This is a genomic window from Enterococcus caccae ATCC BAA-1240 (assembly GCF_000407145.1).
GTDB classification, from domain to species: domain Bacteria; phylum Bacillota; class Bacilli; order Lactobacillales; family Enterococcaceae; genus Enterococcus_L; species Enterococcus_L caccae.
This window is the reverse complement of record NZ_KE136472.1, coordinates 1,159,970-1,179,743: the sequence shown is the minus strand read 5'-3', so window position 1 is coordinate 1,179,743 and position 19,774 is coordinate 1,159,970. Positions and strand designations below refer to the sequence as shown.

17 protein-coding genes, 1 other RNA gene and 1 pseudogene are annotated in these 19,774 nt (G+C 36.2%); 15 read left to right on the top strand and 4 right to left on the bottom strand.

The annotated features are described in order from the left end of the window. Positions 1-22 precede the first annotated feature (22 nt). Positions 23-1,693, top strand: coding sequence for a peptide ABC transporter substrate-binding protein (locus I580_RS05295; RefSeq protein ID WP_010772329.1), 1,671 nt, complete (start codon positions 23-25; stop codon positions 1,691-1,693). A 241-nt stretch (positions 1,694-1,934) separates the two neighbouring features. Next, complete coding sequence (gene pyrG / locus I580_RS05290) at positions 1,935-3,536, top strand: CTP synthase (protein WP_010772330.1); 1,602 nt, start codon at positions 1,935-1,937, stop codon at positions 3,534-3,536. A 44-nt stretch (positions 3,537-3,580) separates the two neighbouring features. On the opposite strand, the gene I580_RS05285 is transcribed toward pyrG, so the two are convergent. Further along, positions 3,581-5,914 (bottom strand): PBP1A family penicillin-binding protein, encoded by a 2,334-nt coding sequence (locus I580_RS05285; protein WP_010772331.1) that lies wholly within the window; start codon positions 5,912-5,914, stop codon positions 3,581-3,583. Further along, the gene (recU, locus tag I580_RS05280; RefSeq protein ID WP_010772332.1) at positions 5,904-6,545 is read right to left on the bottom strand and encodes a Holliday junction resolvase RecU; all 642 of its coding nucleotides are present in this window, start codon (positions 6,543-6,545) and stop codon (positions 5,904-5,906) included. Before recU ends, I580_RS05285 begins: the two co-directional genes overlap by 11 nt. 61 nt (positions 6,546-6,606) lie before the next feature. On the opposite strand from recU, the gene I580_RS05275 reads away from it, so the two are divergent. The 7 genes from I580_RS05275 to nth all read left to right on the top strand — a co-directional run bounded on the left by I580_RS05275 (position 6,607) and on the right by nth (position 12,316). Continuing rightward, positions 6,607-7,146 (top strand): SLOG family protein, encoded by a 540-nt coding sequence (locus I580_RS05275; RefSeq protein WP_010772333.1) that lies wholly within the window; start codon positions 6,607-6,609, stop codon positions 7,144-7,146. A gap of 97 nt (positions 7,147-7,243) precedes the next feature. After that, positions 7,244-7,678 carry a cell division regulator GpsB gene (gene gpsB / locus I580_RS05270; RefSeq protein WP_010772334.1) on the top strand — a complete coding sequence of 145 codons (435 nt, stop codon included), beginning with the start codon at positions 7,244-7,246 and terminating at the stop codon, positions 7,676-7,678. Between the two features lie 23 nt (positions 7,679-7,701). Beyond that, positions 7,702-8,116: RNase P RNA component class B (rnpB, locus tag I580_RS16695), an RNA gene on the top strand. Positions 8,117-8,231: 115 nt separating this feature from the next. Continuing rightward, positions 8,232-9,395, top strand: coding sequence for a THUMP domain-containing class I SAM-dependent RNA methyltransferase (locus I580_RS05265; protein ID WP_010772335.1), 1,164 nt, complete (start codon positions 8,232-8,234; stop codon positions 9,393-9,395). Positions 9,396-9,405: 10 nt separating this feature from the next. After that, on the top strand, positions 9,406-10,905 hold the full coding sequence (locus I580_RS05260) for a carboxypeptidase M32 (protein ID WP_010772336.1): 1,500 nt from the start codon (positions 9,406-9,408) through the stop codon (positions 10,903-10,905). A gap of 35 nt (positions 10,906-10,940) precedes the next feature. After that, positions 10,941-11,657, top strand: a complete 717-nt coding sequence (locus I580_RS05255) for a DnaD domain protein (protein WP_010772337.1) — start codon at positions 10,941-10,943, stop codon at positions 11,655-11,657. An 11-nt stretch (positions 11,658-11,668) separates the two neighbouring features. Then, positions 11,669-12,316: an endonuclease III gene (nth, locus tag I580_RS05250; protein WP_010772338.1), complete on the top strand. Its 648-nt coding sequence runs from the start codon at positions 11,669-11,671 to the stop codon at positions 12,314-12,316. Between the two features lie 117 nt (positions 12,317-12,433). Here nth and I580_RS05245 read toward each other — a convergent pair whose 3' ends face one another. Both I580_RS05245 and I580_RS05240 read right to left on the bottom strand, forming a co-directional pair. Continuing rightward, positions 12,434-14,236 (bottom strand): glycerophosphoryl diester phosphodiesterase membrane domain-containing protein, encoded by a 1,803-nt coding sequence (locus I580_RS05245; RefSeq protein WP_010772339.1) that lies wholly within the window; start codon positions 14,234-14,236, stop codon positions 12,434-12,436. Positions 14,237-14,447: 211 nt separating this feature from the next. Continuing rightward, positions 14,448-14,837: pseudogene (locus I580_RS05240) on the bottom strand (TVP38/TMEM64 family protein); the annotation flags it as partial. A gap of 498 nt (positions 14,838-15,335) precedes the next feature. Here I580_RS05240 and I580_RS05235 point away from each other — a divergent pair. From I580_RS05235 to I580_RS05210, 6 genes are all read left to right on the top strand, one after another. Continuing rightward, a complete protein-coding gene (locus I580_RS05235; protein WP_010772341.1) occupies positions 15,336-16,703 on the top strand; it encodes an Nramp family divalent metal transporter in 1,368 nt (455 codons plus the stop codon). 129 nt (positions 16,704-16,832) lie between these two features. Beyond that, on the top strand, positions 16,833-17,357 hold the full coding sequence (gene rimM / locus I580_RS05230; RefSeq protein WP_010772342.1) for a ribosome maturation factor RimM: 525 nt from the start codon (positions 16,833-16,835) through the stop codon (positions 17,355-17,357). After that, positions 17,347-18,093 carry a tRNA (guanosine(37)-N1)-methyltransferase TrmD gene (gene trmD, locus I580_RS05225; RefSeq protein WP_010772343.1) on the top strand — a complete coding sequence of 249 codons (747 nt, stop codon included), beginning with the start codon at positions 17,347-17,349 and terminating at the stop codon, positions 18,091-18,093. The genes rimM and trmD overlap by 11 nt, the downstream gene beginning before the upstream one ends. A 39-nt stretch (positions 18,094-18,132) precedes the next feature. Continuing rightward, positions 18,133-18,429 carry a CatA-like O-acetyltransferase gene (locus I580_RS05220; RefSeq protein WP_081630684.1) on the top strand — a complete coding sequence of 99 codons (297 nt, stop codon included), beginning with the start codon at positions 18,133-18,135 and terminating at the stop codon, positions 18,427-18,429. A 197-nt stretch (positions 18,430-18,626) separates the two neighbouring features. Beyond that, positions 18,627-18,974 carry a 50S ribosomal protein L19 gene (rplS, locus tag I580_RS05215; RefSeq protein WP_010772344.1) on the top strand — a complete coding sequence of 116 codons (348 nt, stop codon included), beginning with the start codon at positions 18,627-18,629 and terminating at the stop codon, positions 18,972-18,974. Between the two features lie 379 nt (positions 18,975-19,353). Beyond that, positions 19,354-19,767: a MerR family transcriptional regulator gene (locus I580_RS05210; protein WP_010772345.1), complete on the top strand. Its 414-nt coding sequence runs from the start codon at positions 19,354-19,356 to the stop codon at positions 19,765-19,767. The last annotated feature ends 7 nt before the right edge of the window (positions 19,768-19,774 follow it).

Here is a 19,774-nt window from a genome sequence, read left to right as displayed (position 1 = left end):
ATAGAAGGAAAAGGTGGAACGTATGAAAAAAGGGTTAAAACAGAGTATCACATTGATTACAACGCTATTGCTACTTTCAGCTTGCGGGGGAAATACAAGTAATAAATCAGCAAATAGCACAGATGCTAAAGTCGCAACTGGTCAAAAATCTTCAAAAGTCTTAAATTTAATGGAATCATCAGAAGTTGGATCGATGGACACGATTTTTACACAAGATGAGCCGAGTGTTAATGCACAATCAAATGTTTTTGAAGGATTGTATCAATTAGATGAAAAAGACAATGTTATTCCAGCTGTAGCCAAAGCAATGCCAGAAATCTCAGAGGATGGTAAAACCTATACAATCAAACTAAGAGAAGATGCCAAATGGTCAAATGGTGACAAAGTAACCGCCAATGATTTTGTGTTCGCATGGAAAAAGATGGCAGATCCTAAAAACCAAGCTAATTATTTCTTCTTAATGGACGGAACTATTCTTAACGGGACTGAGATTGTAAATGAAGAAAAAGCAGCGGATGAATTAGGTGTAAAAGCCCTTGATGACTATACACTTGAAATCAAAATGGCAAAACCAGTTCCATATTTCACTTCATTATTAGCCTTTTCACCGTTTTTCCCTCAAAATGAAAAATTTGTGACAGAAAAAGGCAAAGAATATGGCACCTCTAGTGAAAATATCGTTTCTAATGGACCATTCTTGATGAAAAACTGGGATCAAGCTTCAATGTCTTGGGATTTAGTTTCGAATCCAGATTATTACGATGCAGACAAAGTAAAATCAGAAAAAATTCATTTTGAAGTCTTAAAAGAAACGAATACAGTCTTTAACCTTTACGAATCTGGTGAATTAGATGTAGCAATCTTAACTGGAGATTTTGCAAAACAAAATAAAGATAATCCAGACTATGAAGCGATTCAACGCTCAAAAGTCTACTCATTAAGAATGAACCAAAAAAGAAATGACAAACCATCGATTTTTGCGAATGAAAATGTACGAAAAGCAGTTGCCTATGCGCTTGATAAAAAAAGTTTGGTGGACAACATCTTAGCAGATGGTTCAAAAGATATTTATGGATATATTCCTAAAGACTTTGTCTCCAATCCAAAAACAGGAGAAGATTTCAGAAAAGAGGCAGGCGATTTAGTTAAAACGAATGAAAAATTAGCTAACGAATATTTAGACAAAGCAAAGAAAGAATTAAACGGAGATGTAACAATCGAATTACTGTCTAAAGATGGTGATGGCGACAAGAAAGTAGCTGAATTTATTCAAGGCCAACTGGAAAAAACACTGCCAGGCTTAAAAATAAATGTCAAAACGGTTCCGTTGAATAACTCGATCGAACTTATGAAAAAAGGGGACTATGAACTTTCTGTCAGCATGTGGGGACCAGATTATCAAGACCCAATGACTTTCTTAGAAAGTTCAGTAAGCACAAAAAATAAAACAAGCTATCGCAGTGAGAAATATGATCAATTGATTGATGATGCATCGAATAAATATGCTAACGAACCAGAAAAACGGTGGGAAACATTGATTGCTGCAGAAAAAGTTTTGGTTGAAGAAGATGTTGCATTGATTCCGTTATACCAACAAGCACGGGGGCAATTGGTTCGTCCTGGAGTTGAAGGTATCGAATACCATAACTTTGGTGCAACTTGTACTTATAAAAATGCTTACATCAAAGAATAAAAAAAGTACAGACATAAGCGTTTATTAAAAAAACAAATGTCTTCTAATAGAAATGCTTGACCTCAAACAAATTTGCTTGTATTATACTACTTGGGCACCTTTGAGAAGGTCAGAAGTTTACAACGAATTCCAGCTCCCTATTCATTTTGGATAGGGAGCTTTTGTTTTTTATGCTAGCAAAAAACGATTCATTGTTTACTTATCTCTACAAATCTATTTTGAGAAAGGGTTTTTTTATATTATGACAAAATATATCTTTGTTACAGGCGGCGTGGTTTCTTCTATTGGGAAGGGAATTGTTGCAGCATCATTAGGACGTTTATTAAAAAATCGCGGCTTGAAAGTAACGATTCAAAAATTTGATCCGTATATCAATGTGGATCCAGGAACAATGAGTCCTTACCAACATGGAGAAGTTTTTGTCACAGATGACGGTGCCGAGACAGATTTGGATCTAGGTCATTACGAACGTTTTATTGATATCAACTTAAATAAATATTCAAACGTAACCACAGGGAAAATTTATTCAGAAGTTTTGAGAAAGGAACGCAAAGGTGAATATTTAGGTGCAACTGTTCAAGTTATTCCACATATTACAAATGAAATCAAGGACAAAATCATGCGAGCAGCTAGCATGACAGATGCTGATATCATTATTACAGAAGTGGGTGGAACAGTTGGCGATATCGAATCTTTGCCATTTTTAGAAGCTTTACGTCAAATGAAAGCAGAAGTGGGTAGCGATAATGTGATGTATATCCATACAACTTTGATTCCTTATCTAAAAGCAGCTGGTGAAATGAAAACTAAACCCACACAACACAGCGTAAAAGAATTACGTAGTTTAGGTATTCAACCAAATATTTTGGTTGTTCGTACAGAATTACCAGTTTCTCAAGGAACAAAAAACAAATTAGCTCAATTTTGTGATGTAGAGCCAGAAGCAGTTATTGAATCACGTGACGTAGAAACACTTTACTCTATTCCATTAGCATTACAGGCACAAAATATGGACCAAATCGTCTGTGATCATCTTAAACTTGATGTGCCAGTTGCTGATATGACAGAATGGCGCGCCTTGGAAGAAAAAGTCTTAGGTTTGAAAAAAACAACTAGAATTGCATTAGTTGGGAAATATGTAGAACTTCCTGATGCCTATCTATCCGTTGTAGAAGCATTAAAACATGCTGGCTTTGCGTTTGATTCTGATATTGCGATCGATTGGATCGATTCCCAAGAATTAACTGAAGAAAACGTTGCAGAAATTTTAAAAGATGCTGACGGAATTTTAGTTCCAGGAGGCTTTGGTGATCGTGGAGTAGAAGGGAAGATTGAAGCGATTCGTTTTGCTCGTGAGAATGATGTGCCATTTCTTGGAATTTGCTTAGGTATGCAAATGGCCTGTGTTGAATTTGCCCGTAATGTTGTAAAATTGGAAGATGCAGGTTCGGCTGAAAATAACCCGGAAATCCTTAATAACATCATCGATTTGATGGCGGATCAAGAAAATGTTGAAAACTTAGGTGGAACTTTACGTCTAGGATTATACCCATGTAAATTAAAAAAAGGCAGCGTAACTGCAGCAGCTTATGAAGGACAAGAAGTTGTTCAAGAACGTCACCGTCATCGCTATGAGTTCAACAATAAATACCGTCAATTATTTGAAGAAAATGGTTTAGTCTTTTCTGGTGTTTCACCAGACAACCGCTTAGTTGAAATTGTAGAGTTACCAGAGAAGAAATTCTTTGTTGCTTGCCAATTTCATCCAGAATTAATTTCTAGACCAAATAGACCACAACTGTTGATCAAAGGATTTGTAGAAGCAGCATTAAACAACCAATAAAAAAGATACGTTATCTCGGTATGAGATAACGTATCTTTTTTAGGTCAGCCAGGAGATAAGCGTCTTCTGGCTGAATTATTTTGTATAATGGGAGGCGTAGATGATTCTTGCGGCGGTTCACTGCTTGGTAATACTTCGCTTGGTGTAGTTGATGCCGGTGGATCTGTTTGTTGAGTAGATGAAGCCGGCAACTCACTTGATTGTGGTACAGATGGTTCTGTTTGTGATGGTAAGGTAGAACTACTTGTAGTTGTTGATTCAGAACTTACAGGGCTCTCCCAAGATGAAGAAGTAGCATTACCAGTGTTTGAAGGCAACAATTGTTCTTCGTAAGCACCTTTCACATATAATTCACTACCAGAACGTATCACAGTATCTGGCATCGTCCAATCATCATTAGAAACACCTTCGGACAGATAAGTCATCATTTCTCTATATACGTCGGATGCAGTGCCCCAATATTCATAAGGAATAGGTGTTAAACGCTGATTATAACCGGTCCACACAGAAACTGCATAATGTGGTGTGTAACCAACAAATGTACTGTCAGGCGCAATGCTAGATGATTCAGAAGCACCTATTTTCATGAGATCATCATCAGTGTAGTTGGCTGTACCCGTTTTTCCAGCTTGAATCAATCCAGGTATTCCTGCATTGAAGGCTGTACCGCCAGAGATAACATCTTTAAGCATATCCGTCACCATATAGGCAGTTGAATCTTTCATCGCACGCTTACTTTCAGTTTCAGTGACATCTTCAGAGCCGTCTTGATAGACGATTTTGTTAACGTAGTAAGGCTTATTGTAGACGCCCATATTCGCAAAGGCAGCATATGCAGCGGCTAGCTTTAAGGAAGAAACACCATATTTATTTCCACCTAAGTCACTGGTATTACTAGAAATTGCATTTGCAGCGACTATATTTTTAAACTCTATGCCTAAATCTTTAAGAAAGGCAGCGGATTTATCACTCCCAACAGCATCAAAGGTTTGGATTGCTGTCGTGTTACGAGAGTACATGATTGCTTTGCGCATTGTAAGTGCACCGTAGTACTGCATATCAGCATTTGTAACAGGAATATTGGTTCCTTCATAGTTAGTTGGTTTATCCATCATAATACGGCCAGTTGAGTAATTTAAGTTTTCGATAGCTGGACCGTAATCGGCGATCGGTTTCATAGTTGAGCCTACATCGCGGTGAGTTTCAACAGCTAAATTCGTTCCAAGTTGAACATCATCAGGAATGTTACGGCCACCGATTTGCGCTTTGACTTGTCCCGTTTTTACATCGATTACAGTTGATGCTACTTGGAAATCTTGGTCAGGGTATTCAACGTAAGTATCACTATTGATAATGTCATAAAGTCGTTTTTGTGCATTCATATCGAGGTTGGTATGGATATCTAAACCATCTGTATAAGGATTTTTGCCCATACTTTCTACTTCAGCAATAACTTCTCTAATATAGTTATCAATGATTTTACGATTTTCATTTGATTGTTTTAAAGGTTGCAAGCCATCGTTGATCGGTGTTGCTTTTGCATCATCATATTCTTTTTGCGTGATTTTATTATTCTCTTTCATTGTGTATAAAACAACATCACGGCGTTCCTTTGCAACATCTGGTTTCACATATGGATCATAATCATTTGGTGCTTGCGGCATGCCAGCAAGTAAAGCTGTTTGCGGTAAATTCAGCTCAGATAGTGGTTTTCCAAAATAGGATTGAGCAGCCGTTTCCATACCATACAAACCATTGGCCATGTAAACCTTATTGATATAATACGTTAGAATTTCTTCTTTTGATTTTTCTTTCTCAAGTTCAATCGCAAGCCAAGCTTCTTGTGCTTTTCGTTTAAGATTTTGGTCTTTTTCTTTTGTTGAGAAGTAAGACAGCTTGATCAATTGCTGTGTTAGTGTACTACCACCTTGAAGTCCACCAGTTTTAAAATTTGAAAAAGCAGAACCCATAATACGAATCGGGTCGACACCGCTATGCTTATAAAAACGTTTGTCTTCGACAGATACGACTGCGTCTTTCAGTAACTGTGGAACATCGGTTGGCTTGATCATTTCACGTTTTTCAGCACCCAATTCTTCAAAGACTTCATTGTTAGCATCGTATAGTTTTGAAGAAACGGTTGCGCTTAGTTTATCATCTTCTAATTTTGGTGCATCTTTTGCATAAGACCAGAAAAGACCTAGACCAGCTAGAAGACCTAGAATTCCAAGTAGAACCACCCCTAGAAATAGCTTTAAAAGGATTCGTTTTTTCTTTGGTTTTTTACCACCGTTAGATGGCGATGTGCTTTCAGTGCTGTTCGTTACAGAAGTATGTCCATGTCTTGCTGCACGTGAGCCTATTTCATCAGTTGTCATTAATCGCAACTCCTTTGTTTGATTGAATATGTTGCCGGACCGCATCCAAGTATGGTACTCGAGGTGCAATGCCAATTTGGATTTCTATCCCATTTTTTTCAATAATAGATAAAGGCAACGATTTTTTTCCAGTGCTTTCTTGTTCTGACCAATAGGTTACTAAATCTTCTCCGCTAAAAAAGAAACATCTATTCAATGAAGAAAACCACAATAGAACAAAGCAAATCCCTTTTTGCGCCAAACATTGCTGGATATGATCAATCTGGTGTTGGTGGAAGTTTTTCAGAGGAAAAGACGTTTTATTCTTTGTTTCCTTTGCTTCGAAATCCAGATAATATCCGTTGTAGACACCATTATAATCTGTAGTGGAGGCCTGTCTAAAGTAAGCTTCCTTGATTACAGCAGCACTGCGCCTTGGGTAATCAACTTTAACAATTTGCACGGGGGTAGGTTTTTTATGAACGACAGCGATAGTACGAGCTAAATAAAAAGCGTTACTTTTATTGATTTCTTCTTCGAAATCCATGCCTCGTTTACCAAATTGAATTGATTTTTGCTTTTTTACTTGTTTTTTTGATAGTGGTGCTTCATGATTATTGTAGGGAGTACCATTAGGATAATGAAAAGCCATTTCTATCACACTCCTAGCCAATATTATAACAAAAAATCTTTATGAAAGAAAAGGAATGTCTATGGAAAACATAAAAACACTTTATGTGACTGGCTATAAAAGCTTTGAAATCGGGGCATTTCAAGACAATGACCCTAAAATTACAGTTATTAAAAATGTATTAAAAAAAGAAATTATAGGCTATTTGGACACTGGATTAGAGTGGATTTTAGTTTCTGGGAATCTTGGAACAGAGATTTGGGCAGCAGAAGTTGTGGCTGAATTGAAAAATGATTATCCAGAATTAAAATTAGGAATTATTTATCCTTTTAAAGATTTCGGCAGCAATTGGAATGAAAAAAATCGTGCAAATATAGAAAAAATTGAGCTTTTGGCAGATTTTGTTGATTCAGTGAGCCATCAACCCTATAAGTCACCCGCGCAATTAAAAATGCATACACGTTTTATATTAGAACATTCTGGTGCTAGTTTGCTTGTCTATGATAAGGAATATCCCGGTAAGACAGAGTATTTTTTAAAAGATGCAGAGCTTTTTTCGGAGAAATTTCCTTATGAAATCCGCCTAATATCCATGGATGATTTACAAAACTCGATGGAATAGTGAGAATCTGTTTGATTTTCTGACGATTTTCCGATACAATAATGCTGTTGAACTATGAACTTTTATCCTAATCAAAGAAAACTAATGAGGTGTAAGTATGGCAAATTTAGTATACAGTCCAAAAGATATTTTACAAAAAGAATTTAAAACAAAAATGCGCGGTTATGATCCAGTTGAAGTTGATGAATTTTTAGATAACGTGATCAAAGACTATGAAGCGTACAACAAAGAACTTTTAACATTGCAAGAAGAAAACAACCGTTTACTTGCTAAGCTTGATCAAGCATCTAAAGTACAACAAGCGATGCCAACACGTAGCACACAAGAAATGCCAAAAAGTGCTGCTGTCACAAACTTTGATATTCTAAAACGTTTGTCTAATTTAGAACGTGAAGTGTTTGGTAAAAAATTAGACGATACTCCAGCTTCAAATCCGATTTCAGGTATGAGCCATTCTAATCCATATGAAAGCAATTTACATCATAATTCATATGAACGTGAAATCGACAACTCAGAAACACGTCAATTTTAAATTAGTAACATCAACATTTTGTAATTTTCGGGTGATCGCGGTTTGAATTTATTCAGGCTGAGGAAAGTCCATGCTCGCACAGGCTGAGATGTCTGTAGTGTTCGTGCTTAGCGAAATCATAAGCTAAGGTACTTAATTTTGTGAAATTCGTAAGTTTTCGGACAAGCTGATTTTGCATTTTAGAGTAACGGCAGGAAAAATGACTAAGGTTTCGGCTATGTCAAAGTACCCTTGAAAGTGCCACAGTGACGAAGCAATTTTGGAAACGGAATTGGTGGAACGCGGTAAACCCCTCGAGCGAGCAACCCAAACTATGGTAGGGGCACTCTTCTAAAGGAAATGAACGAGTAGAAGAGGCAGAATTATTTCTGCAGATAGATGATGACCATCGAATGTCTTTCCCTGAGAGACATTCGATACAGAACATGGCTTACAGAAAATTACAAGTATTCAGGATGACCTTCCAACTTTGTTGTGAAGGCTTTTTTTAAAGTAAGAGTCAATTTTAGCTAGATAATCAAGTCGTTCTGATAGTGGAACAAGAGGAGATATAATGACAAAAGAAAAAACATTTAAGCTTGTTGCAACAGCAGCAAGCGGATTAGAAGCACTAGTAGGGAAGGAATTGCGTGGTTTGGGTATCCCTTGTGAAGTAGAGAATGGGAAAGCCCTATTTGAAGGAACAATGGAAACAATCGCTACAGCGAATTTATGGCTGCGTACAGCAGATCGTATTAAAATCATTGTCGGTGAGTTCGATGCATTTAGTTTTGATGAATTATTTGAAAAAGTCAAAGCATTACCTTGGGAAGATTATTTGCCGATGGATGCTGAATTTCCAGTAGCTGGTAAATCAATCAAATCTAAATTGTACAGTACACCTGATTGTCAGTCTATTACAAAAAAAGCGATCGTAAACCGCTTGAGGGAAGTATATCATCGTCCAGCAACTGTACCTTTAGCAGAATCAGGAGCATTTTTCCAACTAGAGGTTGCTCTTTTGAAAGACCATGTAACAGTAACTCTTGATACAACTGGTCCAAGTTTATTTAAACGTGGTTATCGTATTGAAAAAGGTGGGGCTCCTTTGAAGGAGAATATGGCTGCTGCTTTGGTGATGTTAACAAACTGGCGTAAAGACCGTCCTTTCTTTGATCCAGTGTGCGGATCGGGAACAATCTGCATTGAAGCAGCTTTGATTGGACATAATATTGCACCAGGATTTAATCGTGAGTTTGTTTGTGAAACTTGGGACTGGTTTGATTCAGCCGTTTTTGAAAAGGTTCGTAAAGAAGCCGATGAACAAGCAGATTATGATGTAGAATTAGATATTATGGGATCGGATATCAATGGTAAAATGATTGAAATTGCGAAAGCCAATGCGGAAGAGATTGGTTTAGGGGACTCAATCACATTCAAACAATTAGCGTTGCGTGATTTTACAACTGAAAAAGAGTATGGTGTAATGGTTGCTAATCCGCCTTATGGGGAACGTTTAGGTGAAGAAGAATCTGTTCGCAAATTATATAAAGAGATGGGCGAAGTCTTCCGTCCACTTAAAACTTGGAGTAAGTACATTTTAACGAGTGATTTAACTTTTGAACAATATTATGGAGCACGAGCAACGAAGAAGAGAAAATTGTATAATGGTGCATTACGTACTGATTTATTCCAGTATTGGGGAGAAAGACCACCAAGAAAACCAAGAGAAGAGTAGGCGAGAGAGTATGAAAGAACAGGAATTTTTAAAAGAAATCAAAGAAATTCAACTATTAAATCAAGCGATTGGTTTATTAGAGTGGGATAGTCAAACTGGTATGCCAGAAGCAAGTAGTTCTTTTCGTGGAGAATCTGTTGGCTATATTTCGGGGATGGCCTTCGAACGTAGTGTAGGACCAAAAGTTCAAGAAGCTTTAGCTTATTTTGATACACATCCTGATGAATTATCAGAAGTCGGATCAGCAGTTTATAAAAAGGTTAAAGAAGAATATGAGCTGAATCACAGTATTCCTGCTGAGCGAATGCAAGCCTATAACACAGCATTATCAAACGCTCATACAGCTTGGTTGCAAGCCAGAAAAACGAAAAATTTTGCTGAAATGAAAAATGAAATCCATATAATTATTGATTTCTTAAAAGAATTTATTCCTTTTTGGAAAAAAGATGAAGCGACAAACTATGATGTTTTATTAAATCAATACGAGCCAGGTTTGACTGTTGAAAAATTAGACCAGATTTTCACCCAATTAAAAGCGGGTATCATGGAAATCAGAGCAACTGTCACTGAAAAAGGAACTGTTCCACGTACGGATTTTTTAACTAGAAAAGTGACAAAAGACCAACAGAAAACCTTTGTATCAGGAGTTGTAGAACAATTAGGATATGATTTTTCACGTGGTCGTTTAGATGACACTGTCCATCCATTTATGTTGGCGCTAAATCGAAATGATGCTCGGATTACGACTCGTTGGGACGAAACAGATTTTACAATGGCGACGTTTGGTGTTATTCATGAAGCTGGCCACGGTATTTATGAGCAAAGTATTGACCCAAAATACGATTACACACCTTTAGCAACTGGAGCTTCAATGGGAATCCATGAGTCTCAATCGTTATTCAATGAAATTATTATTGGTAGCAATAAGCAATTTTGGCAAAAACAATTTCCATTTTTTAAAGAATGTACAGAAGGAACATTTGACGACATTGATTTCGAGAGCTTTTACGATTCTCTAAAAGAGACAAAAGCAAGTTTGATAAGAATCGAAGCAGATAGTCTGACTTATCCTCTTCATATTATTATTCGTTATGAAATCGAAAAAATGATTTTTAATGAAGATGTTTCTATTGATGATTTACCACAAATTTGGAATGATAAGTATGAAGAATATCTTGGAATCCGCCCAGAAAATGATTTGGAAGGTATTGTGCAAGATGTACATTGGTCAGGCGGCAGTTTTGGGTATTTTCCTTCCTACGCTCTTGGCTATATGTATGCAGCACAATTGCGGCATGCTATGGGGAAAGAAATGGATGTAGATGCTGTTTTAGCTAGTGATGATTATTCAGTAATCAAAAATTGGCTCACAGAGCATATCCATCAATATGGTGCATCAAGAAAACCAAATCAACTGATTTTAGAGGCAACAGGAGAAACGCTTAATCCGCAGTATTTGATCGACTATATGAAATCAATTTATTATGATGTTTATAAAATTACAGAATGACCTATTTAAATAGTAACAGAAATGAGGGAGCAGTTATGTTATCAATCAATGAATATCTCAAGGCCGGTGAAACGACTGTCTCCAATTTAGTTATTGAGAACTATCAGAAAATAGGGTTAACCGATGAAGAGTTTTTATTTTGGCTACAATTATTTCGTTCTCAAGCAAAAGGAGATTTATTTCCTGATTTAGCAGAGATCAGTCAAATCATGGAAAAACCTATAGATGTTATTTACAAGTTGTTAAATCAACTTGTTTCACGGGGCTTGTTGATTATTCAAACAAAACAGAATGAACAAGGTCAAATGATGGATACGTATGACTTGCTGCCTATCTTCGACAAAATAGCGTTGCTACAACAAAAGCAAACAGAAAAACAACAAGAACGTTCCTCAGAAGAAACCATTAAGCAACTTTATCAAGGATTTGAAAAGGAGTTTGGTCGGCAATTATCACCGATTGAATTAGAGATGATTGGCCAATGGTTGGAAACAGATCATTATCAACCCGAACTGATTCGATTGGCATTACGAGAGGCTGTATTGAATCAAGCTTACAGTTTAAAGTATATCGATCGGATTTTACTTGCTTGGGAACGTAAAAACATTACGACTAAAGAGCAGGTGGCTGAAGATCAAAAACGTAGAAAACAAGTATTGATCCAAAAAGAGATTGAGCAACAAGACGCTGCAAATGAGCCGATACCGAAAGTTACTCTGCACAATTGGCTTAATCCAGAAGATAGTGAGTAGGAGGTAGGTAAATGCTCTCTAAAGAGAAAACCATGGAAGCGATAAAGGTCATGTATGATATGTTTCCAGAAGCATCATGTGAATTGACACATGAAAGTCCATTTCAGCTATTGATTGCTGTTATTTTAAGTGCTCAAGCAACAGATGTATCTGTAAATAAAGCAACTCCTGCATTATTTGCAGCATATCCAACACCTGAAGCATTGGCAGCAGCTCCTATAGAAGAGATCATTCAAAAAATTAAAACTATTGGGCTATATCGAAATAAAGCCAAAAATATCAAGGCTTGCGCTGCTCAATTGCTAGATCAATTTGGCGGAAGAGTTCCAGAAACGCGTGAAGAGCTTGTGACACTGCCTGGTGTTGGTCGCAAAACGGCGAATGTCGTGATGGGAGATGCTTTTGGAGAGCCAGCAATTGCTGTGGATACGCATGTTGAACGTGTATCCAAACGACTACGCATCTGCAAATTAGATGCCAATGTGATGGAAGTTGAACAGACGCTAATGAGGAAAATTCCAAAAGAATTGTGGGTGAAAACCCATCATACGATGATTTTTTTCGGTCGTTATCACTGTTTGGCAAGAAATCCTAAATGTGATATCTGCCCACTACTTTATATGTGCCAAGAAGGCAAGACTCGTATGAGCATAAAGTAAAGACAAATAGAGTGACATCGCTTATTAAGGGCTGTGTAGTGACCTCAAAAGTTAGACCTAAAAATCTAACTTTTGGGGTCGGTACACTGATGTCACTCTATTTATTTACTTCTGCTTTTAACCGATCCCGATAACAAAGTGTAACAGTTTATCAGAATAAGTAAGCTCATCTAAATCAGTTTTGATTGTCTTATTCAGTACGTTTAGTTCATCAGTGACAATGCCATCTACGCCATAAAACATCATTCGAGTCATTGTATCCTCATCATTAACTGTCCAAGCATAGACTTTTTTTCCGTCATTATGGGCGGCGTTGATAAAGTTTCGATTTAAAGTTGTATACTCCATTGTAAAGAAATCCACGTTTGAAACCGGAGGGCCTACTATATTGAAAGGGAGGATATACCCGACATAAAAGTCAGGTTCCTCTTTTTTTAATTCAGTTGCTGTATCAAAGGTCAACGTATGAAGAATATGTTTTTCTGATAGAATGACTTTCCGATATTTTTCAGTGAATCGTTTAACCAGATCAGGGCTGTCCTGCGGTGTTGTTTTGATTTCAATCAATAGTTTTTGATTGAGATTTTTTGCTTTTTTTAGATATTCGTCAAAAGAGCAAACGTTGGCGGACATTCCATTTTCTTTAGCCGTTAGTGTGGTCAATTCAGCTAATGTCAATTGGTTGGGCCGTTTGTTAACACCCGTCAGTTTTTTTAAGTTGAAATCATGCATAACGACGAATTGCTTGTCTTTGGTTTCTTGAATATCCATTTCTACATAGGTAGGATGTTCTAAACTTGTCTTTTCGAGAGCGGGTAACGTATTTTGAACGCCATTCGCTGCATCTACTCCTCGATGAGAAATCGTTAAAGGTTCGGTTACAGAAGGATTGCTTAAGTAATTCGTATTGTAAGTTCCGACACCGATACCAAATAAGGCAGCTGTAAAAGCAAATAATCCAATTTTAAAAAAAGACCATTCTTTTTTTTGTTGTTTAGGCTGATCGAAGAACCATTGGGGTGATTCGGGTAAGAACCCTTCATCGTCCATGTAGTCAATCGTGATATAAAATATACCAACTGTAGTAAAAATAATGTTCAGTAGCAAAATGATTTGTAAAAGTGTCATCGCTATAACGGCGCTAACTAATGCGTAACTTGGTATTGCGGTTTCGACGATCGCTTGAAGCGTTAAGATTACAGTATAACTAAGGACAAATACAAAAATAATACTGCCACCAATCACAATAAACTGCCCTAAAATCTTAAAGAAATGATTTTTAGTTGAACGCCAACTTTCCTTAACTGCTTGTCGAAAGGGAACATCCCTTAAAATCATTTCTGGTAATGCAAAAATAAGTCGAATCGAAAGATAGAAGAAAATCAAGTATCCTAAAATAACCAAAGCAATAAAGGTCACTCGATTGGCAAAAATGAAATCCATAATAAAAGCTGGGATTTTTATTTTTGCCAATAAATCTGAATTGAACCCTAAACCACTAAGCGGTAAAACTAAGAAAAAGTAAAATAAGAAAAACAAAAGCGTACTAAATCGAATTTTCTTCAACTGCAGTAGTGTTCCTTTTAATAAATTCGTTAAGGAAATCGGTTCTTTTTTCTTTATGAAAAAAATACTCAGTAACAGAAAAGTAAATTCAAAGAAGACGGCAATTATGATTGTTATCAGTACAACTATCAACGCAATCAAGACACCGGGATGTTTTGAAAAAATAATTGGGAGCGTATCGTAAGATAGATATTCAATTTTCCCTTGCCTTAAAATAAAGCGGGTTGAACTGGCTAAAAGAGGGAGTACCACAAAAAGCATAAAACCGTGCATCAACAAAACATCACGAAAATAAGCAGATGTACCTGCAAAAAAATCAATCATATTTTTAAAACTATTTTTTAAGTATTTCATCATTTTAATCCACCCTTACAAAAATAAAAGAAGATGTGATTGGGATGCAACTCTTCGAGTCATATCTCAATCACATGGAATCCGCATAAATGGTAAGATCAGAGGAACCAACTACGTTACACGTCGATCACATCAAATTTTAAGTGCTAAAATACTAAGATTCGAAGACTGTCTCAACCATCCTATTTATTCTATTATATATTTTTAAGTTTTAAAAGCCTAATAAACCGTTCAAGAACGTTCCGCCGTATATCAATGCTAAGCTGTATAAGAAAATTGAAACAGGTTTTGCTAGGATGATGATTAGCGTAAATTTCTTCAATGACATTTTAGTTAAGCCAGCCATCAAACAAAGTGCATCATCTGGAGCAATCGGAAGAAAAATAGCTAGAGCAAAAAGCCGTTCAAATCGTTTTTCATTGTCTAACCAACTAATATATTTATTATACGTTTTATCGCTGACTAAGCTTAAGATAAATGGCTTCCCATACTGACGTCCCAATAAGAAAATGATCACAGAACCAATCGCGATCCCGACATAATTATAAATAAATCCAGCAAATGGGCCAAAGATCAAAACTCCTGCGGCACAGCTGATACCACCTGGAATGATTGGAATCACCACTTGAATGATCTGAATCAACATAAACAAAATTGGACCTAAAATCACTGAGTCACCGACTAATCCTCTCAATGCATTAATATCTTCAAAAACACCTAATCGTACAAAATAAATTGTCACAGCAATCGTTGCGATAATTCCTACGATCGAAATGCAGTTAATAATTTTTCTTGAAAGCGCGATGCTCATGTCTATCATCTCCTTAAAATTAACTATCTTTAGTATAAAAGTCTTCTTATTATTTTACCATTGTTATTTATCATTTTTACGAACAAAGTTGTAAGAAGTAACTTGTTAGAACTATTATACAAAGAACATGGATTAAAAACATCCTACTTTAGCCCTAAAAGAAAAAATAACTGAGCGTTTCCTATTTACAAGGAACAATGAGAGGTTTATAATTAATTTCAGAGTTATGGGGTACCTAAAAAATTAATTACATAAACCTGATGTTTTATAGATGGAAGAAGGATAACGATGAAAGAAATGAACAAAGAGACTGAAAAATTATTAAATTATGCTAATGGTCCTAGCTTAGAAGAAATCAATAATACGGTTGACGTACCAAAAAATGCTAATTTTTGGCGCACATTATTAGCCTATAGTGGACCAGGAGCATTAGTTGCAGTAGGGTATATGGACCCGGGAAATTGGATTACATCTATTGCTGGTGGAGCAGAATATAAATATGTGTTGCTGAGTGTTATTTTACTTTCAAGTTTGATTGCCATGTTGCTTCAAGGGATGGCGGCTAAGCTAGGAATTGTGACAGGAAGAGATTTAGCTCAAGCAACGAGAGAACATACTAGTAAAAAAACGGGGCTTGTGTTGTGGATCATTACAGAGCTTGCAATCATGGCTACAGATATAGCGGAAGTTATCGGTGGAGCAGTAGCTTTGCAATTATTGTTTGGATTTCCATTATTGATTGGGGTACTGATCACGACATTTGATGTACTATTATTACTATTATTGACGAAACTAGGGTTTAGAAAAATTGAAGCGATTGTGGCTTGCTTGATTGCTGTTATCTTTTTCGTTTTTGCATATGAAGTAGCATTAGCTGATCCAAATATTGGGGAAGTATTGCGTGGGTTTATCCCAGATACAAGGATCGCTACGGATAAGTCGATGTTATTTTTAGCTCTAGGCATAGTTGGAGCAACTGTTATGCCGCATAACTTATATTTACATTCATCCATTGCCCAAGCCAGAAAATTTGATCGCCATGATGACAAAGAAAAAGCCAAAGCCATTCGTTTTACAATTTGGGATTCAAACATTCAATTGACGATTGCTTTTATTGTCAACTGTTTACTGCTGATCTTAGGTGGTGCGCTGTTTTATGGAACCAATAGTGATTTAGGTAAATTTGTAGATTTGTTTGATGCATTGAAGAACCCTGATATTGTAGGGAACATCGCGAGTCCAGTTTTAAGTATTTTATTTGCCATAGCATTACTTGCTTCAGGGCAAAATTCTACAATCACAGGAACTCTTTCTGGACAGATCGTTATGGAAGGCTTTATCCACTTAAAAATGCCTTTGTGGATGCGTCGGGTTGTAACACGTTTAATTGCAATTGTACCGGTAATCGTATGTGTGATTATTTATGGCGGTAGTGAGACTGCGGTAGAAGATTTATTGTTGTATACACAAGTATTTTTGAGTATTGCTTTGCCGGTATCAATCATTCCATTGACGTTGTATACAAGTGATAAAAAAATCATGGGTAAATTTGCTAATCCGACGTGGGTAAAAGTACTAGCTTGGATCATTGCGATTGTTTTGACAGCTTTGAATCTATTTTTGATTTATGGAACGCTAACGGGCGTAAATGCTTAAAAAATTAAAGAAAGTAATTCTTCGTTGAATTGCTTTCTTTTTGTATTACAATCTAATAGAACTTGATAGAATTCCGACAATAGAAATGGTAAAATGGAAAAGACTAAAATTTCGAAATGAGGGTTTTAAGTGACTGAATATTTAAATGTTGGGAAGATCGTCAACACACAAGGCTTAAAAGGGGAAGTACGAGTGATTTCTCAAACAGATTTTCCAGAGTTACGCTATAAAAAAGGAACAGTCTTGACATTATTTCAAGAGAAAAAAGAACCAATTGAATTAACAATCAAAACACATCGGAAACATAAGAATTTCGATATTGTGACGTTTGAAAATCATGTTTCTATCAACGATGTTGAAAAGTATCGGGATGGTATTTTGAAAGTATCAAAAGAAAAATTAACCGAATTACCAGAGAATGAGTTTTATTATCACCAAATTATCGGCTTGACAGTTATCGACGAGAAGGACAAAGAGCTTGGTAAAATTAAAGAAATTCTTTCGCCAGGGGCAAACGATGTTTGGGTCGTTCAGCGACCAAAGAAAAAAGATGTTCTGATCCCTTATATCGAATCAGTTGTTAAGTCGATAGATTTAGAAAATAATGTTGTTCATGTAGAAATTCCAGAAGGTTTGATTGACGATGAAGATTGATGTGTTGACGCTTTTTCCAAGAATGTTTGAAGGGCCACTGGGAGAATCGATCATTGGAAAAGCGGTAGAAAAAAAATTGCTAGAGATCAATATTTCAAATTTTCGTGATCATTCAGATAATAAACATCAATCTGTTGATGATTATCCATACGGTGGTGGTGCAGGGATGCTATTAAAGGTTCAGCCGATTTATGATAATTTGCGCAGAATCGAAGAAGCATCGCCAGAAACAAAAAAAAGAGTAATTTTGCTTGATCCAGCGGGGAAGCAATTTGATCAAAAAATGGCAGAAGAATTTTCGGAAGAAGAGCATTTGGTGTTTATATGTGGTCACTATGAAGGCTATGATGAACGAATTCGGTCACTTGTTACAGATGAAGTTTCTTTAGGAGATTACGTTTTGACGGGAGGAGAATTGGGCGCGATGGTAATGATTGATGCTACAGTTCGTTTATTGCCAGAGGTTTTAGGCAATAAATTATCTGCTCAAACAGATTCTCATTCAACTGGTTTACTAGAGCATCCACAGTATACACGTCCAGCGGAGTTTAATGGAATGGGTGTGCCAGAAGTTCTTACAAATGGAAATCATAAATTAATTGATGAGTGGCAGCAAAAAGAATCATTGAGAAGAACGTTAGAACGCAGACCGGATATGCTTGAAAAAATCGTATTAACAGACCAACAAAAAAAATGGCTTGAAGAGTTACGTGATGAAAAAAATGATTTCAGTTAAAAAGTAGTGTCTCAAAAAAAGAGAGTGTGATGTTAGGTTATATCAGCTAGAGTAATCGATCAAACGAACTGGGACCGAAAAGCACATTTTGATTTTTTTACTAGGGATGATAGCTCGCCTTTGTATGGCATTACGATACAAATCGATATCATTCATTTTTATCAGTATATGAAAGAAAATCAGTTGTCTCATTATTATGTATTAATCCATGCCACAACAAAAATAATGAACCTCATTGAAAATTTTCGTTATAAGATACGTGGGAAGGATGTTCTTTTAGTGGAGCGTTTAATTCCTAGTTTTACTGATTTAAACGTTGATATGGTCTTCATGTAGGTAAACTAGTCAACCAACTTCAAACCTATATAGATGGATTTTTCGTCGAGACTACTATTTAATAGATATCAAGAAAAATCCCTTTACAGTCATAAAGAGCTGTGTTAAACTGTTTTAGTGAGTGCAAAGCGCTCAACTATTACGATATTCCGCTGTGACAGTGGTCATAAGAATGTTTGGAATGAGGAGAAAAAAGAATGAATCCATTAATTCAAGAATTAACACAAGAACAATTACGTACAGATATCCCTGCATTTCGTCCTGGGGACACTGTTCGCGTTCATGCGAAAGTAGTCGAAGGAACTCGAGAACGTATCCAATTATTTGAAGGAGTTGTTATCGGACGCCGCGGCACTGGTATCAGCGAAACTTATACAGTACGTAAAATTTCTAACGGTGTTGGTGTGGAACGTACATTCCCATTACACACTCCACGTGTTGCTCAAATCGAAGTAGTACGCTATGGTAAAGTTCGTCGTGCGAAACTTTATTACTTACGTGCATTACATGGTAAAGCAGCTCGTATTAAAGAAATCCGTCGTTAAAAACTTGTTATTCATTAACACAGTAAACCCCTTGATCATCAAGGGGTTTTTATTTTTTTCTTTTTTTAATGAATTCAAGAATTATGAAATTACTTTTTACAAATTGAAAAGTTAGAAAGTTCTACTACTTATAAGAATAAAATACGTTTCCACATATACTTATAAGTAGATTTAAGTTTGAAGTATGCTAAGTTTATTTGTTATAATGATTTTAAAATCTATACGCTTAAAAATGTCTCAAAAAGATTTCAATCACTCTCTTGTTCAAGAAAGAGAGTCGATATTTTAAAGAATAAAAATACGTTTAACATTTATAAACAGAAATAAAATAGCTGAAGAAAAACGAGTACAAGGACAACAACATGGGGAGGAGTAAGAGATGAATATAAAAAAAATTAGTGAATTAAGTGGTGTTTCTGCGGATACGATCAGGTATTATGAACGTATCGGCTTGATTCCACCTGTGAAACGCCGTGCTAATGGAATTCGTGATTTCGACGAGGAAGATTTACGTTGGATCGTTTTTAGTAGGCAAATGAGAAATGCCGGTTTATCGATCGAATCATTAGTGGAATATTTAACCTTATTTCAAGTAGGCGAGGAAACAGTCCCAGCTCGTAAAGAAATTATTGCGGATCAAATTATAGAATTAAAAGAAAAGGCCACAGAATTAAACACCGTTATCGAGCGCTTGGAGTTTAAATTAGCCAATTATGATAACCATATGATTCCAGCTGAAAATGCGCTAAGAGATTTTAATAAGAATAGACAACAAAAAATTGACAGCTTCTAAACACATT